21 protein-coding genes and 3 pseudogenes are annotated in these 20,213 nt (G+C 60.2%); 8 read left to right on the plus strand and 16 right to left on the minus strand.

All coding sequences use genetic code 11. The features are described from left to right. Positions 1-110: 110 nt before the first annotated feature. Positions 111-1,049 carry a pca operon transcription factor PcaQ gene (pcaQ, locus tag ABDX79_RS18515; protein WP_346221792.1) on the minus strand — a complete coding sequence of 313 codons (939 nt, stop codon included), beginning with the start codon at positions 1,047-1,049 and terminating at the stop codon, positions 111-113. 97 nt (positions 1,050-1,146) lie between these two features. Between pcaQ and pcaDC the strand changes: the two genes are divergently transcribed. From pcaDC to ABDX79_RS18550, 7 genes are read left to right on the plus strand one after another with little or no spacing between them, the layout of a single operon-like run. Beyond that, positions 1,147-2,331, plus strand: coding sequence for a bifunctional 3-oxoadipate enol-lactonase/4-carboxymuconolactone decarboxylase PcaDC (pcaDC, locus tag ABDX79_RS18520; RefSeq protein ID WP_346221793.1), 1,185 nt, complete (start codon positions 1,147-1,149; stop codon positions 2,329-2,331). Continuing rightward, entirely contained in the window at positions 2,328-3,050 is a 723-nt protein-coding gene (gene pcaH / locus ABDX79_RS18525) for a protocatechuate 3,4-dioxygenase subunit beta (RefSeq protein ID WP_346221794.1), read from the plus strand. The genes pcaDC and pcaH overlap by 4 nt, the downstream gene beginning before the upstream one ends. Next, positions 3,050-3,679, plus strand: coding sequence for a protocatechuate 3,4-dioxygenase subunit alpha (gene pcaG, locus ABDX79_RS18530; protein ID WP_346221795.1), 630 nt, complete (start codon positions 3,050-3,052; stop codon positions 3,677-3,679). Before pcaH ends, pcaG begins: the two co-directional genes overlap by 1 nt. Before the next feature lie 7 nt (positions 3,680-3,686). Further along, a complete protein-coding gene (locus tag ABDX79_RS18535; protein ID WP_346221796.1) occupies positions 3,687-4,427 on the plus strand; it encodes a 3-oxoacid CoA-transferase subunit A in 741 nt (246 codons plus the stop codon). After that, positions 4,421-5,092, plus strand: coding sequence for a 3-oxoacid CoA-transferase subunit B (locus tag ABDX79_RS18540; RefSeq protein WP_346221797.1), 672 nt, complete (start codon positions 4,421-4,423; stop codon positions 5,090-5,092). Before ABDX79_RS18535 ends, ABDX79_RS18540 begins: the two co-directional genes overlap by 7 nt. A gap of 3 nt (positions 5,093-5,095) precedes the next feature. After that, positions 5,096-6,298 (plus strand): 3-oxoadipyl-CoA thiolase, encoded by a 1,203-nt coding sequence (gene pcaF, locus ABDX79_RS18545; RefSeq protein WP_346221798.1) that lies wholly within the window; start codon positions 5,096-5,098, stop codon positions 6,296-6,298. A 9-nt stretch (positions 6,299-6,307) separates the two neighbouring features. Then, positions 6,308-7,336, plus strand: a complete 1,029-nt coding sequence (locus ABDX79_RS18550; protein WP_346221799.1) for a 3-carboxy-cis,cis-muconate cycloisomerase — start codon at positions 6,308-6,310, stop codon at positions 7,334-7,336. Positions 7,337-7,425: 89 nt separating this feature from the next. Here ABDX79_RS18550 and ABDX79_RS18555 read toward each other — a convergent pair whose 3' ends face one another. The 9 genes from ABDX79_RS18555 to ABDX79_RS18595 form a co-directional block, all read right to left on the minus strand. Beyond that, complete coding sequence (locus tag ABDX79_RS18555; RefSeq protein ID WP_346221800.1) at positions 7,426-9,330, minus strand: bifunctional sugar phosphate isomerase/epimerase/4-hydroxyphenylpyruvate dioxygenase family protein; 1,905 nt, start codon at positions 9,328-9,330, stop codon at positions 7,426-7,428. Between the two features lie 12 nt (positions 9,331-9,342). Next, the gene (locus ABDX79_RS18560; protein ID WP_346221801.1) at positions 9,343-10,329 is read right to left on the minus strand and encodes an aldo/keto reductase; all 987 of its coding nucleotides are present in this window, start codon (positions 10,327-10,329) and stop codon (positions 9,343-9,345) included. After that, a complete protein-coding gene (locus tag ABDX79_RS18565) occupies positions 10,326-11,867 on the minus strand; it encodes an acyl CoA:acetate/3-ketoacid CoA transferase (protein ID WP_346221802.1) in 1,542 nt (513 codons plus the stop codon). The genes ABDX79_RS18560 and ABDX79_RS18565 overlap by 4 nt, the downstream gene beginning before the upstream one ends. Before the next feature lie 2 nt (positions 11,868-11,869). Beyond that, on the minus strand, positions 11,870-12,292 hold the full coding sequence (locus tag ABDX79_RS18570; RefSeq protein ID WP_346221803.1) for a MaoC family dehydratase: 423 nt from the start codon (positions 12,290-12,292) through the stop codon (positions 11,870-11,872). 219 nt (positions 12,293-12,511) lie between these two features. Then, a complete protein-coding gene (locus tag ABDX79_RS18575) occupies positions 12,512-13,261 on the minus strand; it encodes an amino acid ABC transporter ATP-binding protein (RefSeq protein ID WP_346221836.1) in 750 nt (249 codons plus the stop codon). A gap of 101 nt (positions 13,262-13,362) precedes the next feature. Continuing rightward, positions 13,363-14,226 carry a transporter substrate-binding domain-containing protein gene (locus ABDX79_RS18580; RefSeq protein WP_346221804.1) on the minus strand — a complete coding sequence of 288 codons (864 nt, stop codon included), beginning with the start codon at positions 14,224-14,226 and terminating at the stop codon, positions 13,363-13,365. 32 nt (positions 14,227-14,258) lie between these two features. Beyond that, positions 14,259-14,915 (minus strand): amino acid ABC transporter permease, encoded by a 657-nt coding sequence (locus ABDX79_RS18585; protein ID WP_463671203.1) that lies wholly within the window; start codon positions 14,913-14,915, stop codon positions 14,259-14,261. Positions 14,916-14,925: 10 nt separating this feature from the next. Beyond that, on the minus strand, positions 14,926-15,594 hold the full coding sequence (locus tag ABDX79_RS18590) for an amino acid ABC transporter permease (protein ID WP_346221805.1): 669 nt from the start codon (positions 15,592-15,594) through the stop codon (positions 14,926-14,928). Further along, positions 15,591-16,427: a shikimate dehydrogenase family protein gene (locus tag ABDX79_RS18595; protein WP_346221806.1), complete on the minus strand. Its 837-nt coding sequence runs from the start codon at positions 16,425-16,427 to the stop codon at positions 15,591-15,593. Before ABDX79_RS18595 ends, ABDX79_RS18590 begins: the two co-directional genes overlap by 4 nt. A gap of 116 nt (positions 16,428-16,543) precedes the next feature. On the opposite strand from ABDX79_RS18595, the gene ABDX79_RS18600 reads away from it, so the two are divergent. Further along, a complete protein-coding gene (locus tag ABDX79_RS18600; RefSeq protein WP_346221807.1) occupies positions 16,544-17,335 on the plus strand; it encodes an IclR family transcriptional regulator in 792 nt (263 codons plus the stop codon). Here the strand turns inward: ABDX79_RS18600 and ABDX79_RS18605 are convergent. From ABDX79_RS18605 to ABDX79_RS18630, 6 genes and pseudogenes are all read right to left on the minus strand, one after another. After that, positions 17,332-17,505, minus strand: a pseudogene (locus ABDX79_RS18605) (IS481 family transposase); the annotation flags it as partial. The gene ABDX79_RS18600 and the pseudogene ABDX79_RS18605 overlap by 4 nt on opposite strands. 32 nt (positions 17,506-17,537) lie before the next feature. After that, positions 17,538-17,936, minus strand: a pseudogene (locus ABDX79_RS18610) (IS3 family transposase); the annotation flags it as partial. A gap of 55 nt (positions 17,937-17,991) precedes the next feature. Next, positions 17,992-18,620 (minus strand): annotated as a pseudogene (locus ABDX79_RS18615) (helix-turn-helix domain-containing protein); the annotation flags it as partial. A 68-nt stretch (positions 18,621-18,688) separates the two neighbouring features. Next, positions 18,689-19,003, minus strand: a complete 315-nt coding sequence (locus tag ABDX79_RS18620; RefSeq protein WP_346221808.1) for a YciI family protein — start codon at positions 19,001-19,003, stop codon at positions 18,689-18,691. Next, entirely contained in the window at positions 19,003-19,851 is an 849-nt protein-coding gene (locus ABDX79_RS18625; RefSeq protein WP_346221809.1) for a class III extradiol dioxygenase family protein, read from the minus strand. The genes ABDX79_RS18620 and ABDX79_RS18625 overlap by 1 nt, the downstream gene beginning before the upstream one ends. Beyond that, a complete protein-coding gene (locus ABDX79_RS18630) occupies positions 19,844-20,212 on the minus strand; it encodes an extradiol ring-cleavage dioxygenase (RefSeq protein ID WP_346221810.1) in 369 nt (122 codons plus the stop codon). Before ABDX79_RS18630 ends, ABDX79_RS18625 begins: the two co-directional genes overlap by 8 nt. Between the last annotated feature and the right edge of the window lies 1 nt (position 20,213).

Genomic DNA, 20,213 nt, shown 5'->3' on the forward strand with positions numbered 1-20,213 from the left:
TCCGCAGGCAGGAGGGGCTCGATGATCGCCCAGTCTTCGTCGGATATCCCAATGCGTTCGCCCAAAACTGCCTCCAAATGGCAGCCTTGAATCAACCAAACGGAAATACGTCAACCTTTGTCCGCGTGGCCTAGTGTCTCGATTTCGCTAGCAACTTCACGAACATGACGCAGAAAGATCTCAGCGTGAGGTGATAGCGGTAAGCCGGTCTTGAGTGTAATGCCTACCGGACCGGTTGTGTCATGTTTTACTGCGGGGATCGATGCCAAGACCCCACTTTGCAAATCGGGAAGTACAACGCCTTCTGAAATGACCCAAATTGCATTTCCAGAAAGCATGTAGGCGCGTGAGAACGCGAGAGACACGGTTTCAATAATACGTTTCGGCTGAGGCAAGTTTCTCGCGACAAAGAGACGATCAACAACAGGTCGGATAGCTGAGCCTGGTGGCGGCAAAATGCATTCAAATTCTGTCATATTGCCTAAAGAAAGATTTCTACTCAGCAGCGGATGGCAAGCACGGACCGCAAAGACGATTGACTCGGAATAAAGATGCTCAAAGACAAGACCTGCCATTTCGTCGGGCGGGCCCATTCGGCCGATAACGATATCGAGGCCGCCTTCGCGAAGTTGTGTTGTAAGATAGGCGGTCGGACCGGTCACGATCCGAGGAATAGCCCCGAGCCCTTCGGCTCCATAACGCCGGATCGCTTCCGGCAGAAGGCGCGCCGAGACAGTCGGCAACGCCCCTACGCGCACGGGCAAGGCATGCGGGGAAGTCGCGTCCGAAAGTGCTTCGACGCCCTGACGAACGGCCGCCAGCGCGGTTTCGGCATGGCGCAGGAAGATTTCGCCGAAGGGCGAAAGAAAGGTGCCTTGCCGGTCCCGCGTCAAAAGCTGGACGCCGAGGATCGCCTCAAGTTCCTTGATCGTCTTCGAGACCGCAGGTTGCGTAACGGAGAGATCTGACGCAGCCTTCACCACGCTTTCGCGATGCGCGACGGCGACAAATACCCTGAGATGGCGAATGCGAATAGCGGTGGGAAGCATGAATATAACCGTCAAGTTATTTTGGGCACACGAAATATCATTTTCCATAAGCAATCAAGCGATGTACTGAAGCGTCCAACAGGGTTGGAGGACGCCGATGGCATTCGCAGTCGCGAACGCAGTGACGATGCATTATTGCCGGACCGGCCGGGCAGGGGCGCCACGCCTCGTCTTCCTCAACTCACTCGGGTCCGATCTGCGGATCTGGGAAGAGGTCGTAGTGTTGCTCGAGGATCGCTTCGATATTCTTCTGATGGACATGCGTGGTCACGGCCTAACCGAACCCGGCTCGCGGCCGGTGTCGATTGCGCTCCTTGCGGACGATGTCACGGCGCTTCTCGATCATATCGGTTGGCAGACGACATCGATCGTCGGGCTTTCCATCGGCGGCCTGATCGCCCAGCATCTGGCGGTCCATACGCCTGCCCGCCTCGAAGGCCTGATCCTGATGGACACCGCCGCGAAGATCGGCGAAGCAGACGCCTGGAATGATCGGATCGCTGCGATCGAGAAGGGGGGCGTCGCGGCGATCGCCGATCAGGTCGCAGTGCGCTGGTTCTCGGAAGGCTATTCGGATCGGGAACCGCAGCGTTTTACAGCCTGGCGGCGCATGTTGACCAGCACGACGTCCGAAGGCTACCGCGCCGCCTGCGAGGCGCTCCGAGACGCAGACTATACTAATGTGATCTCTCAGATCTCCGCGCCTACCCTCGCAATTGTAGGTGATGGCGATGCCCCGACGCCGCTCGCTCTCGTCAAGACGACCGCTGAACGCATTCCAGGCGCCACCTTTCGCACGATTGAGGGCACCGGCCACTTGCCCTGCCTCGAGCGCCCGGTTGAGGTGGCGTCGGCCATCGCGGGTCACATCAATGGCGCGGTCGCCCGATCCGGCGAGACCAGTGATCGTTATGAATTGGGAATGGCTACCCGCAGCGCGGTTCTGGGCCCCGCCCACGTTGAGCGGGCAAGCGCCGCGATCACACCCTTCGACGCGCCGTTCCAGCGCTTCATCACCGAAGGCGCCTGGGGCTCGGTCTGGTCGAGCCCCAACCTTACGCACCGCGAACGCTCCATGCTGACGATCGCTCTTCTCGCCGCCCTTGGCCAGGACGACGAAGTGGCAATGCATGTGCGCGCCAGCGCCAACACTGGGGCGAACGCGACCGACATTGCGGAAGTCCTTATGCATGTGGCCGTCTATGCGGGCGTTCCGGCGGCAAACCACGCGATCAAGATCGCAAAGACTGCACTGTCCGAAATGGAGGCGGCCTCCCGATGAGTGGATCTTACTATCAGCGCGACCAGGACTGGCATCCCCCTGCCTTCACCCCGACCTACAAGACGTCCGTGCTGCGCTCGCCACGCCACGCGCTCCTTTCATTGCCGACCACGGCATCCGAGGAGACCGGTCCGGTCTTCGGTCACAACATTCTAGGCCCGTTTGACAACGACCTCATCCGTAACTTCTCGAAAGACGGCACCGAGGCGATCGGCCAGCGGATCGTCGTCTATGGCCGCGTCCTCGACGAGAATGCCCGGCCTGTTCCAGGTGCGCTCCTCGAGTTCTGGCAGGCGAACTCCGGCGGGCGCTACCGCCACAAGAAAGAGGGCTATGTCGCGGCGCTCGACCCAAACTTCGGCGGTTGCGGGCGCGCCATAACCGACGAAGCGGGACGATACGAGTTTCGCACGGTGAAACCCGGCGCCTATCCCTGGCCGAACGGGGTCAACGACTGGCGCCCGGCCCATATTCACTTCTCGGTGTTCGGCCAGGCCTTCGCTCAGCGGTTGATCACCCAGATGTATTTCGAGGGCGATCCGATGATCTGGCAGTGCCCGATCGTGAAGACAATCCCCAATCGCGATGCTATCGAACAGCTCGTCGCCGCGCTCGACCGCAGCGCGACCATTCCCATGGACAGCCTCGCCTATAAGTTCGACATCGTCCTGCGCGGCCGTCGCTCGACCCTGTTCGAGAACCGGATGGAGGGCAACTAATGGTCCAGCGCCTCTACGAAGAGATGAAGGAAAGCCCGTCCCAGACGGCGGGCCCCTACGTCCATATCGGCACCAATCCGAACTGGGTGGAGATCGCAGGCGTCTGGAAGGAGGATCTGGGTCTTGCCATCATCGGTCCGCAGACAAAAGGCGAGCGGATCGTGATCGAGGGTCAGGTCTTCGACGGATCGGGCGAGCCGGTCCGCGACGCTCTCATCGAGATCTGGCAGGCGGACGCGGAGGGACTTTACCCCTCGCCGAAGGAAACGCGCGGAACCGCCGATCCGGCCTTTCTTGGATGGGCGCGTCAGCCGGTCTCTGACACGGTGGGTGCCTACCGGTTCGAGACAATCCGGCCGGGAAGCGTCCCCTATCCGGACGGGCGGGAGCAAGCGCCTCACATCACGGTGTGGATCGTCGCGCGCGGCATCAACATCGGGCTGCACACGCGGCTCTATTTCGGGGACGAGCGGCAAGCGAACGCGGCCGATCCGCTTCTGGCGCGTGTTCAGAGCGCCGAGCGCCGTCAAACCTTGATCGCGCCGAAAACCATGCGCGACGGCCTGCCAGTTTTCACCTTCGACATCCGCCTTCAGGGCGATGGCGAAACCGTCTTCCTCGATATGTGACGATTCCATGGACAAGACCATTCCCAGCCTTGCCGAAGCGGTATCCGCCATCCCCGACGGCGCCACCGTGATGATCGGCGGCTTCGGCGGCTCCGGCGCGCCGATCGAGCTGATCCACGCTCTCATCGACCGGTTTATCGAGACCGGTTCGCCAAACGGGCTGACCGTCGTCAACAACAATGCCGGCAACGGCCATGTGGGCCTTGCCGCCCTTATCGAGCTAGGCATGGTGGCAAAGCTGATCTGCTCCTATCCGCGATCGGCCGATCCGCGCGTCTTCACCGAGCGCTACCTTGCCGGCGAGATCGAGTTGGAGCTGGTGCCGCAGGGAACGCTCGCCGAGCGCATCCGCGCGGGTGGCGCCGGCATCCCTGCCTTCTTCACGCCGACCGGTTACGGCACCGATCTCGCCGAGGGAAAGCCCGTCGCGAGCTTCGACGGCAAGCCCTATGTACGCGAGGCCTGGCTGAAGGCAGATGTGGCGCTCGTGAAAGCCCACAAGGCGGATCGCTTCGGCAATCTTGTCTTCAACAAGGCGGCGCGCAATTTCGGGCCCGCCATGTGCATGGCCGCCGCCAACGCCATCGTCCAGGTGTCCGAAATCGTGGAGCCGGGTGCGATCGATCCCGAGCACGTCGTTACACCCGGCATCTTCGTGCAAGGGGTGGTCGAGATTTCCGATCCGGCACAGGAAGAGTTCCTGAACCGCGCCAATGCCGTCTATCCTGAAAAAGCCTTATCATGGTAACCAGCCTTTCCTCCATCCAGATCGCTTGGCGGGCCGCCCAGGACATCGCCGACGGCGCCTATGTCAATCTTGGCATCGGACTGCCGGAGGCCGTCGCCCGCTTCCAGCCGTCCGGCCGCTCCGCTATCTTCCACACCGAGAACGGCATTCTCGGCTTTGGGAAAGCGCCGCCCGAGGGCGAGGAGGACTGGGACCTCATCAATGCCGGCAAGAAGGCGGTAACTCAGAAGCCCGGCACGGCCTTCTTCGACCACGTGGACTCCTTCGCCATGATACGCGGCGGCCATCTGGATGTGGCGATCCTCGGCGCCTACGAAGTGGCCGAGACGGGGGATCTCGCCAACTGGTCGACAGGGCCGAAGGGCGTTCCGGCCGTCGGCGGAGCGATGGATCTGGTGCATGGCGCTAAACGCGTCGCCGTCATTACCGATCACGTGACGAAGCACGGCAAGCCGAAGTTGGTAAAGAGCTGCGCCCTGCCGCTGACCGGCGTCGGTTGCGTCACCCGCGTCTATACGAGCCATGCGGTGCTGGACATCGAGGAAGGACGCTTCGTCCTGCGTGAGAAGCCGGCATCCCTCTCCCTCGACGAGTTGCAGGCAATGACAGGCGCGGAAATGGTCATTCCCGACCATGTCGGCGACCTTACTGCACCGGAGCTTTAAACCATGCCTCACGCATTTCTCTGCGCCTATCTCCGCACTCCGATCGGCCGCTTCGGCGGCGCGCTCTCATCCGTGCGGGCCGACGATCTCGCGGCGGTGCCCCTGAAGGCTCTGATGGAGCGTCACGGTTCAGTCGACTGGGAAGCTGTCGACGACGTGATTTTGGGCTGCGCCAACCAGGCGGGCGAGGACAATCGCAACGTCGCGCGCATGGCCACACTGCTGGCGGGGCTTCCCGAGACCGTCTCCGGTACCACGATCAACCGGCTTTGTGGATCGGGGATGGATGCCGTGATCATGGCCGCCCGTGCGATCATGGCCGGCGAGGCCGAATTGATGATTGCAGGCGGCGTTGAATCCATGAGCCGTGCTCCTTTCGTCATGCCGAAAGCCGCGACCGCCTTCTCGCGCCATGCTGAGATCCACGATACGACCATTGGCTGGCGCTTCGTGAATCCGGTGATGAAAGCGCAGTACGGCGTTGATTCCATGCCAGAGACCGGCGAGAACATCGCCGACGATTTCGGCGTGACCCGTGCCGACCAAGACGCCTTCGCCCTGCGCTCCCAGGAAAAGACGGCTGCCGCTCAAAAGAGTGGGTGGTTCACTCAGGAAATCACTCCCGTAGCAATCCGCCAGCGCAAGGGCGATCCGATCGTCGTCGAGACCGACGAACATCCGCGCGCGACAAGCTTGGAGGCGCTTGCTAAGCTTCCGACGCCCTTCCGCAAGGGCGGAACGGTCACGGCGGGCAACGCCTCGGGCGTCAATGACGGAGCGGCAGCGCTGATCGTTGCCAGCGAAGAGGCGGCCAAGCGCCATGGGCTGACGCCGATCGTTCGGATTCTCGGTGGCGCGGCCGCAGGCGTTCCTCCGCGCATTATGGGCTTCGGCCCGGCACCAGCGTCCAAGAAGCTAATGGCCCGCCTAAGGCTCACTCAGAACGATTTCGACGTTATCGAACTCAACGAGGCATTCGCCTCTCAAGGGCTTGCCATCTTGCGCGATCTCGGGATCGCCGACGACGACCCCCGCGTCAATCCGAACGGCGGAGCGATCGCGCTCGGCCATCCGCTCGGCATGTCGGGTGCGCGCATTACCGGGACGGCGGCACTCGAATTGTCCCAGAAGGGTCGATGCCGGGCGCTCGCCACCATGTGCGTCGGGGTCGGCCAAGGCGTCGCCATCGCCCTCGAACGGGACTAAAGCCGGCCCATGACGCCGCTACTAACATCGCTGACAGGCGACTGCGAGATCGCAGCGTTCTTCGAACCCGAGGCCGAGATCAAGGCGCTCCTGCGCGTGGAGGCAGCACTTGCAGGCGCTCAGGGCTCTTCCGGCGTGATCGCACCCGCTGCAGCGAAGCGGATAGAAGCTGCTTGTCGCAACTTACTGCCGGACGAGACAGCCCTGCGCGAGGGACTGGAACGCGATGGCGTCGTGATTCCGACGCTGGTCCGCGCGCTGCGTATGGCTGCGGACGACGCCGGAGATAAGGTCCACCTCGGCGCGACCAGTCAGGATATAATCGATAGTGGATTGATGCTGCGCATCCGCTCCATTCTCATTCTTCTTGACGAGCGCGTCGAACGGATACTTGGCGCTTTGGAGCGTCACGAGCGGCATACCGGTGCGCACCCTCTGATGGCGCAGACGCGGATGCAGGCGGCTCTCCCATTCACGGTCCGGGATAAGCTCGAGACATGGGCGCATCCGCTTCGGGCACACCGACTCAAACTCGCCGCTGTCTCCAAGTCCCTTCCGATCCAACTTGGCGGCCCGATTGGTGACGGATCGAGCTTGGGTGTCCATTACGAGGCGATCCGCGCCGGGACCGCAGGGCGTCTTGAACTGCGCGATGCGCCGCCCTGGCATTCAGACCGCACACCTATTCTGGAGATTGGCCAGGCGTTGATGGTTCTGACCGGCACCCTCGGGAAAATCGGCCAAGATATTGCCTTGATGTCGCAGAGCGGGGTGAGGTCGGTGCAACTTGCTGGTGGCGGTGGGTCCTCGGCAATGGCCCACAAGAACAACCCCGTCGGCGCCGAACTCCTCGTTGCCCTCGCGCGCCACGCCGCAGGGCTTTTAGGAACACTCTCCCAAGCGATGGTTCACGAGAACGAACGCTCGGGCGCAGCCTGGACCCTCGAATGGATGGTTTTGCCGCAACTCTGCGAGACAGCTGGTGCCGCGACGGCGAGGTCAGCCTCACTTCTCGGTCAAATGCAATTCGGTCCCTGAAGCTTGAGGCCGGACGAATCTGCCGATTGCGCCCGTGGATCGATTCCGTTCTAGGCCCGCTGGTGTAGGAGAGCGAAAGGAGCAGAGGCCTATCGCTTCGGCATGCCCTTCGGACGAAGGCTCCGCATTTGGGCGGCTATACGGAAGGGAGCGTTGGCGGCGCCGTAGCCGTCATAGCCGCTGCGCCGCTCAACGATTTCGAAGAAGAACCCTTCGCCATAGGTCTGGCTATAGAGTTGGAAATATTCTCCGCCTATCTCGTCGCGGTCGTAAAGGATATTGGCTTCGCGAAGCCGATCGGTGAGGGCCGGATCGAGGCCAAAGCGGGCTTGGAGATCGTCATAATAGTTGTCGCTGATTGAAAGGGGGCGGAAGTCCTTCTCCGCCAGTTTCGCCACCGTCTCGAAAATGTCCTCGGTGCGAAAAGCGAGATGCTGGACCGATGAGCCGAAGCTTTCGGCGATGAAATGGCCGGCAAGAGTGCGGCGGTTCTCAGCTCCGTTCAAGGTAACGCGCAAAGTGCCGCCATCCCCTTCGATCGCTTGGCTGCGCACAAGGCCACCCGGATCGACGATGTCCACCATCGGCTTTCGCTGCGTCTTGAACAGCGAGGTGTAAAAGAGCGTCCAGGTCAGCATCTCCTCGTAATTCATTGACTGAGCGATATGGTCGATGGCGAGGAGACCTACGCCTTGGTTCTCCTCACCCGTGTTCGCTTCGTCACCACGGAACTCGATGTCCCACACGTCTTTCAGCGAACTCCCCTGGTCGAGGAAATGGATGAGGCCTCCGCCGACTCCACGCACCGCTGGAATCGTGAGTTCGCCCGGCCCGACCGGCTGTTCGAATACATCTACCTTCAGGGCCTTTGCCCGCTGAAGGGTCGCTTCGGCATCTTCGACCATCAGTCCGACATCGCAGACGCTTGTGCCGTGGACGATATAGGCCGAGTGCGCAAAGCCCTCCCGCTCGGTGTTCACAAGAAGATGAATTCCGCCCTGGCGATAGAGAGCGACGTCCTTGGATATATGACGCCCGACCTCGCAAAAGCCCATGCCGGTGAAGAAAGCGTCGAGTTCCTCGGCCTCTGTCTCGTTGGCCGCGAATTCGACGAATTCGATATGGGACGCCGAAATTTGCGGCGGAATCGCCGGCAGGGCGGCAAGCGTCGTCGCCGTTTCCTCGCGTCTGACTCGGTCTAATAGATTGACGAGCGAGCGATAGCCGTCGAGGGCGATCGAGCGCGGTGAGGCGGCGCGGAACTGATCGTTGAAGATTTCCAGCGACACGGTGCCTTCATATCCCGTAGAGGCGACCGCTCGCATGAAGGCGGCGACATCGAGATCGCCTTGACCCGGCATATTGCGGAAATGCCGGCTCCAATAAAGAAGATCCATGTCGATCTTCGGGGCGTCGGCCAATTGGACGAAGGCGATCTTGTCGGCAGGGATCGAGCGGATCGTCTGGGGATCGATCCCTCGCGCCAACGTATGGAAACTATCGAGAATAAGGCCGACGGCCGGATGATCGGCCCGCCGAACGATCTCCCAAGCGTCACGATGGTCGTTCACATGCCGGCCCCAGGCAAGTGCCTCATAGCCGATCTTGAGGCCTCGGCTTTCCGCGAGTTCGCCGAGTTCCCGCAGATCGGCCGCCGCGCGGTCGACACCGCCAAGCGCGATGGGCGAGACATTAGAGCAGATCAGCATGAGATCCGTACCGAGTGCTTCCATTAGGTCGAATTTGTGCGTCGCCCGCTCGAAGCCCCGCGACCTTTGCGGCTCCGGCATGCCCTCGAAGTCGCGGAAGGGCTGGTAGAGGAGAATATCGAGCCCATGGTCCCGGACCATGCGACCGACCTCGCGCGGCCCGCCGTCGAAGGCCAGAAAGTCGTTCTCGAAAATCTCGACGCCTGTGAAGCCCGCCATCGCGATGGCCGAAAGCTTCTCCGCAAGATCCCCGGAAATCGAAACGGTGGCTATCGATGTTTTCATTTTTCCAACACCTTAAGCATGGCCAGAAACGTTGCGTGGCCCATACGGTTCTTCGAGAAAGAAGACATCCTCCTCCTCCAGGACCAGGTCCACGGCAGCGAGGGCTGCTGCGAGATGATGGTCTTTGGTGGCCCCGACGACGGGCGCCGTCACTTCCATCTTTCCCAGAAGCCAAGCAAGAGCCACTTCCGCTCGTGAGCGGTTAATACGCAACGCAATCTCTCCAACCCTTGCGATAATGTCTTCATCGGCTTCGCTTGTCTTGGCGTAGTAGCGTGCTCCGACATGGTCTGAGGCATATCTCGCGCTTTTCTTGTTCCCGTCCGAGGCGCGAGTGAGGCGGCCACGAGCCAATGGCGACCAAGGGGTGACACCAATCCCTTCGGATCGGCACAAGGGCAGCATTTCCCGCTCTTCTTCACGGTACAAAAGATTGAGATGATTCTGCATCATGACGAACTGTGCCCAGCCATGCGCACGCTGAAGTCCGAGCGCTTTCATGAACTGCCAAGCATGCATAGAGGAGGCGCCAAGATAGCGTGCTTTGCCTTGGCGCACGACTGTGTCCAAAGCCTCCAAGGTCTCTTCGATGGGCGTCTCTTGATCCCATCGATGAATTTGCAGAATGTCGACGAAATCCGTTCTTAGCCGTTTTAAGCTTGCGTCTACTTCCGCAAGAATTGCCTTTCGTGAAAGTCCTCCACCGTTGGCGCTATCTCGCATCCGTCCGTGCACTTTGGTGCTCACGACGACGTCGTCCCGTACGGCGAAATCACGCAAAGCCCGCCCCAGAACCTCCTCGCTGGCCCCGTCAGAGTAGATGTTAGCTGTATCGAAGAAATTCACGCCTGCGTCGAGGGCTGCCTTCAGAAATGACCGCCCCTCTTCCTCTCCAAGCACCCAACTGTGTTCGCCCTTGGCTGGGTCGCCGTAGCTCATGCATCCGAGACAAATTCTTGAGACTTTGAGGCCGGTGCGACCGAGATTGACGTATTTCATTGTGCGGCGTCTCCTTGAAAGAGCTCTCGCGCCATAGTGATGGGCGTCGTAGGCATCAGCGGATCGAAACCGATTTGGTCGAGAACGTCTTTTTTGATGTCGAGACCGGGAGCCACCTCTTTCAACAGCATGCCATCAGGAGTGAATTCGAAGACAGCGCGCTCGGTGATCAAGGTGGCTGTATGACCCCGCTCGAGCGCGCGTCGAGCCGAGTAGGTGACTTGTTCGACCTTTTTGACGAGCTTGCGCACGTCGCCAGCACGCTCTACCCTCAAACCGCCTCGCAGAATGGTTGATTTTCCGCCTTTCGCGTCGAACGTCCCGCAAAATACGACCCGTTTGGCGTTTTGAGCGATGTCCATGAACCCACCTGGACCGACGGTCAGTCCCCCCAGCTTCGATACGTTGATGTCGCCCCCGGCGTCGCATTCACCAAAGCCCAGAAAGGCGATGTCGAGGCCACCGCCCGAATAGAAATCGAATTGTGACGGACCGTCGATCATCGCCGATGCTCCGCGCGCATAGCCGAACAGATCTCCCACCATCAGGGATCCGCCGTAGGTGCCGTGTTCGATCGTCTGATAATAGAGATCCTTCTCACCGCGCTCGGCGATCAGCGTTGCGACACCTTCGCCAATCCCCACGCCAAAGTTTATGACGCTACCTTCTCGGAGCTCCTCATAGGCGCGCCGCGCTATCAAAGACCGGATATCCTGGCCGAGCGATGGAGGAGAGCGATCGGCGGGGGGCCGGATCTCGCCGGAAATTGCCGGGTCGTAGTCGAGCGCATAGCTCATCTTCTGGTCCGGGTCGACGACCACCGCATCGACGATCGCCCCAGGCACGCGCACTGCTCTCGCCGGTAGAGAATTACGCGCCACCGCCGTCCTGACTTGAGCGATGACGATCCCACCGGAGTTATGGGCAGCCAATGCGGCGGCATAGATGTCGATATTGGCAGCTTCCTGGTCGAGAGAGATATTGCCATCGGCGTCCGCGAACGATCCACGGATGATCGCGACATCGATCCCGAAGGATCTGTACCACAGCAGCTCGGTTCCACCGATCTGAACCACCTCGACGAGGTCATCCTGAGCCGCATCGTTCATCTTTCCGCCGTTGTGGCGGGGGTCGACGAATGTTCCAAGCCCCACATGGGTGAACAGGCCGGGCCGCTTCGCGGCAATCTCTCTGTAAAGCTGCATCACGCAGCCGCTGGGCAGCACATAGGCCTCGATGGCGTTGTCGCGGGCGAGACGTTGCATCTCCGGGGACCAAACCCAGTGCCCCCCGATCACCCGCTTGACCATGCCCTGGTAGGCAAAATGGTTCATTCCCTCGGTCTTCTTGTCGCCGATTCCGAGCGCGTGAACCACAGTCAGGGCGTTGGGGCGGCCTTCCGATCTGAACCGCTGTGAGACGGCCCGGAACACTTTGTTAGGTTCCATCAGCCCGCCGCCACCGCCGATCAGCGCGACAGTGCTACCGTCGGGAATGAGTTGTGCAGCCTGCTCCGCCGTCACGAACTTGTCACGCACGATCAGCTCTCCTGCTCTGCCGGGGTGGCGCGGCGCGGCACCATGAGGAGGTGTTCGCCCTCCTGAACGGTCTCGTCCCGTTGATTGAGCAACTTCACCGAGATCGTGAAAATGCCCATATCCGGCTTGCTCTTCGAAACGCGCTTCGCCGTGATCTCGAGTCGCGCTCTCACCGTATCTCCGGCCCGGATGGGAAGCTTGAAAGCCCAAGACCAGGAGAGCGCCACGCCGACCCGGAAAATCGAAGCCTGAACCTTCAGCCCGTCGGTGATGCTGAGGCCCAGCAAACCATGGGCAATGCGACCGCCGAACCCCGTTTGGGAGGCAAATGTTTCGTCGACATGAACCGCCGAAAAATCTCCGGTGATGCCCGCATAGCTGACGATGTGCGTTTCCGTGACGGTCACTCCGGGTGTCCAATGCACCGAACCGTCTTCGACGTCTTCAAAATAGTGTCCAGGCAGCATAGCTCGAACCTCGTGAACCTGTGCAGAAATGGGAAACAAGCCGTGGTGCCGTCGGTCTTCGGACCAGCGAAAGTGACGATAGGGTCGGTCAATCAGTCCGGGTCCTGCGACGACCACGATTGGCTCACCGAGCTGCCGATCTGGCAAAAGGCGCAGCCTCTGTTGACCTGATAGGATTCAGTGCAGGATCTGACCGAGAAAATCCTGCAGTCGAGCATTGTCCGGATTGTCGAAGAACTGCGTCGGGGGCGCATCGACCACGACTTCGCCGCCGGCCATGAAAACCACCCTGTCCGCGACGCTGCGGGCGAACCCCATCTCGTGCGTGACGCAGAGCATGGTCATCCCCTCCTCGGCCAACCCCACCATCGTGTCGAGGACTTCGCGGACCATTTCCGGATCCAGCGCTGAGGTGGGCTCGTCGAAAAGCATGATCTTCGGCGACATGCACAGAGCGCGCGCGATCGCCACTCGCTGTTGCTGACCGCCCGACAGTTCGGCGGGATATTTCGACGCTTGCTCGGGTATTCGGACACGCTCGAGATATTTCATCGCGATGGCGCGAGCATCGGACTTGCTCAGCTTCCTTACCCGGAGCGGCGCCAGCATGCAGTTTTCGAGCACGGTCAGATGCGGAAACAGGTTGAACTGCTGGAAGACCATCCCGACCTCGGCGCGGATGGCATCGACATTGCGGGCAACCGGCGTGAGCTGGTGACCATCCACGTCGATCTGCCCTTGCTGAAAAACTTCAAGATGGTTGATGCACCTGATGAGCGTCGACTTTCCGGAGCCCGAAGGACCGCAGATGACGACCTTCTCGCATTCGGCGATATCGAGATTGATGTTCTTGAGCGCATGGAATCCGCCGAACCACTTGTGCAAATTCTTAATCGCAATGATTGGTTTGCCAAGGCTTTGCGGCAGTCGGGTTTCAGTTCCACGCTCGTCCAAATTGCTGCGCACGTTGTCACCTCGCCAGTGCCGAACGGGGCGAACAAGCCGCCCCGTCTGCTTCAGGGTTGAAATTATTCGACGCTGATCGGCAGCGCTTCCGGGCCTTCGCCGGTGGTCGGCAGTTCTGACAACTCGCCGCCGATCCACTTCGCGTACAGTTCGGCGATCTCACCGCTCTCAAGCTTGCGCGCAATGAAATCGCTCAGGTAATCGGCAAGCTCCCGGTTGTTCGGCTGAACGGCGAACGCGTTGAAAGCGCGAGCGACCACGAACTTCTGGTCGAAGCGACCGGAGCCGGCCACTTGGTCGATATTCCCCATCTGGGTCGATGCCCCGCCGATCACGTCGACCTGGCCGGACAGGAGTGCCTGAACCGTCGTAGCATCGTCGTCGAAGCGCTGGATCGTGGCGCCTTCCGGGGCCGCTTCCGTGAGTCCGATATCCTGAGGCGTACCACGCGGGACGCCGACACGCAGACCCGATAGGTCCTTATATCCTTTTACGTCGAGATCGGTACGCCCGATGAATACGGTATCGTTGTTGACGTAAGGACGGGAGAATAACACCACTTTCTGCCGGTCCGGGAAGATGCCCATGACAGCGGCAAGCGCATCCACCTGCCCGGTCAAAAGGGTGGCGACACGATTCGACGATGTGACCGGCGTCGTTTCGAGTTCCACGCCTATGTCCTCGGCGACCATCCGGGACAGTTCGATGTCGAAGCCGGTCAATTTGCCAGACGCATCGGTGTAGCCCCAAGGTACCTGGGAAACCTGGGAGCCGACGCGCAAGACGCCGGAAGACTTGATGTCTTCCACCGATCTCTGGGCGGCCGCGCCGCTAGTCAGCCCGACCCCGAGCAGGCCTGCCATGGCGAGAGCGAGGACATGTTGTCGTCCACGCGCCCAGACCGATTTGATATTGGATGTGTTCATAGTCTTCTCCTCCACATTGCGGATGATCCGCTTCAAGAAGCTCTGTTGTATTTTCTGGCGAGTTGAACGCTGAAATACGACAACGGGAAACAAAGTCCGAAGTAAAACAGCCCCGCAACACCGTATGCCAGCAGCGGCTGATACGTCGTGCTGGAGACGATCTGAGCAGACCGCGTGAGGTCGACGAAGCCGATGATCGCGGCCAGGGACGTGCCCTTGATAAGCTGGACGGAAAACCCGACTGTCGGCGCGAGCGAAAGCCGGATGGCCTGTGGCAAAACCACGTCGCGCAAACGATGGAAATAGGACAGGCCCAGAGCCGATGCGGCCTCCGACTGACCTTTGGGGACGGCTTGAATGCCTCCGCGCCATATCTCTCCCAGATAGGCGCTCGCATGCAGCATGAGTCCGACGGTCACTGCCACCCATGGGCTCACCCTCAGACCCAACAGAGGCAAGCCGTAATAGGCAAGGAACAGCTGCAGGAGCATCGGCGTCCCTTGGAAAAAGTCGATATAGCCCGTCGCCAGGCGCTCGAGTACACGGACCCCACTGGTGCGCAGGAGAGCGACCAGGAGGCCGACCAGCCCACCGGCAGCAAAGGCAATCAGCGACAGGACAATGGTCGACCAGAGCCCCGAAAAGATGAAAAGGACCGATGAAGCGTCGAATTGCTGAATATTGACCAAGATCGTACCCTCACTTCATCGGATAAGAAAAAAACTGTTTTGTGATCAATTTAAATATAGATGCAAATACATATGACATGATGAAATACAATAATGTTATTGTAAAGTATATCTCAAAGCTTCGGAATGTTACAGTATCGATAGATTGAGCTATTGATGTAAGTTCTTCCGCAGAAATCGACGAGACGATGCTTGTCGTCAGCAGCGCCAAGATAAACTGCCCAGCAAGTGCGGGAAATATGATGCGCAATGCGGGCTTGAGCACAATATAGCGAAATATAATCGCCGCATTCAGGCCCAAGGCCCGCCCTGCCTCCAGCTGACCGCGCGGTATGGAGTCGATGCCCTGTCGGATGATCTCAGACGCGAAGGCGCCGCAATTGAGAGACAGGGCCAGCACGGCTGCCGGCCATGGGCTCAGACTAACGCCAAGAGTCGGAAGTCCGAAGAAAATGAAGAAAATCTGCAGCAAGAACGGTGTGTTGCGGATCAGTTCCACATAACCAACTGCAACCCAGCGAAGCCATACGATCATGCTATTGCGACTAACAGCCGCCAGCAGTCCAATCAGGAAGCCCAAGGCGACGGAAAGAGCCGCCAAGCACAGGGTCATCCAGCATCCCCAAAGGAGCTGAGGCCAGTACGGAAGCAAGACTTGGAAGTCGAAGTTGTAGCTCATGCGCCGATCGTCCGATCATCGCCGATGCCCGATGCCAGCCCGAAGAATCGGCAATACATGTCGATTTGTGCGTCAAGCATATGGATGCCAAGATGGGTGCCGAAGCCCATGTCGCGCGCCTTCTTGAGGAGCGCCGTCTCCTGAGGCTTCATGATCACGTCGGCGACCAGCGTGCCCGGCGATAGGGTTTCAACGGCAATCGGCAGATCATCGCCAGGCTGAAGACCCAGCGGCGTGGCGTTAACGACGAGGTCGTATGTCGCTGCATCGGGAAGCACTTCGATGGCGCTTACTCCCGCAGTTCCATTCGCGAGACGATCGGCCAATCGGCGGCTGCGCCCATGTTCGATGTCGAATAAGGCAATCATTTTGGGCTTGGCGTCCACGATGGCGGCCGCTATCGCAGCTCCCGCGCCGCCCGATCCCACGACGAGAATTCGTTTGCCGGCAGGGTCGAAGCCGCTCGCGCTCAAACCTTGGACGAAGCCGATGCCATCGAAGTTCTCGGCTTCCCAACCCTCTGACGTCCGACGAAGCGCGTTCGCGCATCCAGCTTTTTCGACCGCAGGACTGACTTTTGCGGCGTGCTGGGCAGCGGAGAACTTATGAGGGATCGTGACCAAAATACCATCGAGGTTCGGCGACCTTAGGAGAGACGGAAGAAGCTGGTCGATTTGTTCGGGAGCGATTTGGAGTGAGACCATCACAGCGTCTCGGCCCAACGATTGCATGATTGGGTTCATCAGCTCAGGCGCTCGCACCTGGGCCACGGGGTCTCCGATGACCAGATAAAGCCGAGTCCGTCCCGTAATAGGCAGCGTCTTGAGCTCCACACTGACCCTCCCAGGTTTTTGGAACATGTTCCAAATCGCACATTGGTAACAACGAGTCAATGATATTGATCGCTTGTTCCAAATGAGACATGGTTGATTGAGACAAGGAGGACTGGATGTCGTCACGAGATCGCGCGTTATCCATCATCGAATTGCTGGCATGTCACGCTGACGGTCTTCATCTGGCCGACATATCGGCTAAACTCTCACTGCCGAGGAGCGGGGCGCATCGCCTGATGAATGATCTTCGCGAGATGGGATATGTTCGGCAGGAACACGAACGCGGAATGTACAGTCTGACGGTCAAGCTGTCATCGCTGGCGCTGGTGCACCAGATCGCCACCGGCATTACGGATCTGATCCTGCCGATACTTGATCGCTTAGCAGAAGAAACTGGCGAACTCGCAATGCTTTGCGTCGTTGAAGGCGACAAACTCATGCGAACAGCCAAGGCGCGGGGAGCGCGCAGGGGGCTGCAATACAATCCAGAGGAAGAACCGGAAGTCTATCTGGGCGCGACCTCGAACGGATTTGCGTTTCTGTCAACTATGTCAGATGACGCCGCACTCCAACTCGTCGCGAAACAGGGTATCCGTTCCGGTCACGGTCCAAATGCTCCCAAGACGATCAGCGAGGTCATGGACTATGTCGATCGCGCCCGCCGTGCTGGACATTCTGAAATCCATGAGGTGTTCGAGCCCGGAACGTCCGCTGTAGCTTTCCCGATCACTCGTCATCTTGCCTATGACTGCATTGGCACTCTGAGCGTCGCCGGTCCGTCCGTTCGCATGACGCCTGACCAAATCGCGAAGTTGTTACCTAAGGCCGCTCATGCAGCACGGGATATCGGAACGGCTTCGTGCCGCTCGTCCTTCTTTTCAAATATCTCGGCATACGCCGGAAGCTAGATGTTCGGTCCCGGAATTTGGTGGTGCGGATCATAAGTGAACCTGAACGGCTCTTCCGTCCAAGCTTTGCAGATGGCCTCGAAGGGCGTGAGGCCTCTTAGGGTCTTCAAACGACGCGCGAAATTGTAGGCTGCGACGAAGTCCGTGAGGTGCTGCCGAAGTTGGTCGTTGAATAGCCCCGAGTTTTGTGGACGCCCTCGGGTTACGTTTCCTGCTGCCGTTCGAACTGAACGGGTGACAGCATCCCGTTCCTGACGTGCTTGCGCTTCGGGTTGTAGAACATCTCGATGTAATCGAACACGTCCTGCCTTGCCTCCTCGCGTGTTCGATAGGTCCTTCGCCGTATCCGCTCGCGCTTGAGGAGATTGAAGAAGCTTTCGGCCACGGCGTTATCGTGACAGTTGCCACGACGGCTCATCGAGTGCTCGAGATTGTGGTGCTTCAGGAACGTTGCCCAGTCCATGCTGGTGAACTGGGAGCCCTGGTCGGAATGGATCAGGACCGTGTTTTTCAGCTTTCGACGCCAGACCGCCATGAGCAATGCCTGCAGCACGACGTCGGTCGTCTGCCGGCTCTGCATCGACCAGCCGATAACGCGGCGGATGACAGAACTGGACGCCGCTCGCTGCCGGGCTCGAATCCATGGCGCCTTCGTCGGCTCGCTCCGTCAACACGGTATGGATCTTGTAGGGAATGGCCTCGATCAGAGCGCGTAGGAACTGGCAGGCGGTGGCCCTCGTCGCTTTCTCCGAGCCGCACGAAGACGAACTTCGAGGTCCGATCGATGGCGACGAACATATGCAGTTTGCCTGCGTCGGTGCGCACTTCCGCAATATCGATGTGGATGGTGACGATCGGATAGGCTTTAAACGCCTTCTTCAGCTCGGTTTCTGACTTCATGTCAGGGAGCCGAGAGATGCCGTGACGCTGATAGAGCCGGTGAAGGCTCGAGCGCGTCAGCTCCGCAATGCTGTCCTGCAGCGCGTAGAGGCAGTCATCGAGCGGCAGCAGTGTATGACGACGGAAGGCGACGCAGGCCGCCTCCTGCTCTGGCGAAAGCACCGTCGAACGCGGGTTCTTCAAACCCATCGCTGTGTCCTCGACCGTCTTTCGGCTCCGCCACTTGCGGACAGTCTTCTTGTTCAACCCGTAGCGTTCGGCGATCTGCGGGACCGAAGCTTTCAATCGCTCTATCGCTGCTCGGACAGCGTGCGTTCGGCATCGGCCTCGGACCAGTGGCGGCGCAATGCCTCACCGTGGCGCATCCGTGAAGAACTTGTCCCATAGCGCATCCCTCTGCTGGCGCGATAAGCTACCACCACAGTGCGGGACTGAACACCTAGGGTGGCGCGTTCAGGCTTTGGTCATCGGGTCGATCCGCTGCGCCTGAAAGCCGTCGGCCAGCCGCGTCAGCCGGATGTCCGACACCACACCGCCCCTGGCGAACGGATCACCTTCGGCGAAGGCCATCGCGTCGGCCCGGGACGCGGCCCGCAGGATGCCGAAATTGCCGAGCGCGGTCCCATCCTCCGCCCATGTCGCGCTGCCGACCAAGACCTGCGCCAGCCCGTCGCCGCCGGATGCGACCCAGGCCCGGTGATCGGTGCGCAGGCTGTCGCGCTGCGCGTCCATGTCGGGGTGGTGGGTGCATTGCATCAGAAAGAACATCACGCCGCGCCCGCGTTTTCCAGCACGACCATGCCGGTGCCGGTCATGGAGGCGGGGGAATAGTAGTGGTGATGGACCGTGTTCACAGCGTCGTCCATGGCCGCGCGCATCACCAGCCACATGATCAGCTCTGCCCCTTCGGAGCCGAAAGTTTCCACATAATCCTCGCGCGTCATGTCGCGGTATTTCTGCGGGTTGGAACCGATTTCCGCCAGCCACGCCTGATCGGCGGGGGCGTTGATAAAGCCCGCGCGGCTGCCCTGCAACTGATGCGACAGCCCGCCGGTGCCGAGGATCGCGACCGTCTCGTCCGTGTCCCAGCTTTCGATGGCGCGGCGCAGGGTCTTTCCCAGTTCCCACATGCGTTGCGGCGTCGGGATCGGATACTGGATCGTGTTGACAAGAATCGGGACGATCTTCACGGGCCAGGCCTCTGGCCGACCAAAGAACAGCTCCATCGGGACCTGCAAACCGTGGTCCACATCCAGTTCCATGCAGACCAGCGGGTCGAAATGCTCCGCCACCATCGTATCCACCAGATGCCACGAAAAGTCCTGCGCGCCGACGAAATCGGGCACGGGGCGCGGCCCCCAGCCTTCGTCGACCGGGCGGTAGCGGTCAGCGACACCGACGGCGAGCGACGGGATCTTGTCCAGGAAGAACGCGTTGCCGTGGTCGTTGAAGATGACGACCGCAATGTCGGGCTTCTTGTCCGCAACCCACTTCTTGGCCGGGATGTACCCGTCGAAAAGCGGTTTCCAGTCGGGGCTGTCCGCCAGCCCCTTGTCGATGGCCGCCGCGATGGACGGCACGTGGCTGGTGCCCAGCCCGCCGATGATTTTAGCCATTCTTTTTCTTCCCTAGACGCTGATACAGAAAATCCTCGTGGCTAAGACCCGCCTGCGCGGCCCCGATCTGCGTGATCGGCGTCGGATCGACGGCCGAGATCTTGAGGATGTAGAAAAGATTGCCACCAAGGCGCATCATCTCTTCCCAATCGCGGGACATGACGGCCTGCTTCTGCTCGGGCGTCAGCCCGAAGCGGTCGATATAGGCGGATTCGTCAGCCTTGAAGGCCGCGCGGTTCTCGGCCTGCGACAACCCGTTGGCCATCTTGTTGATCGCGTAGCCGGCCGTGTTGCGGTCGCGGTCGAACAGCGGCGTCTGCGGAATTCGGTCGCCGTCCTCTCGGGATCTGATCGGTGGCATG

Origin of the sequence: Fulvimarina fulva (assembly GCF_039652615.1) — a bacterium.
Taxonomy (GTDB): Bacteria; Pseudomonadota; Alphaproteobacteria; order Rhizobiales; family Rhizobiaceae; genus Fulvimarina.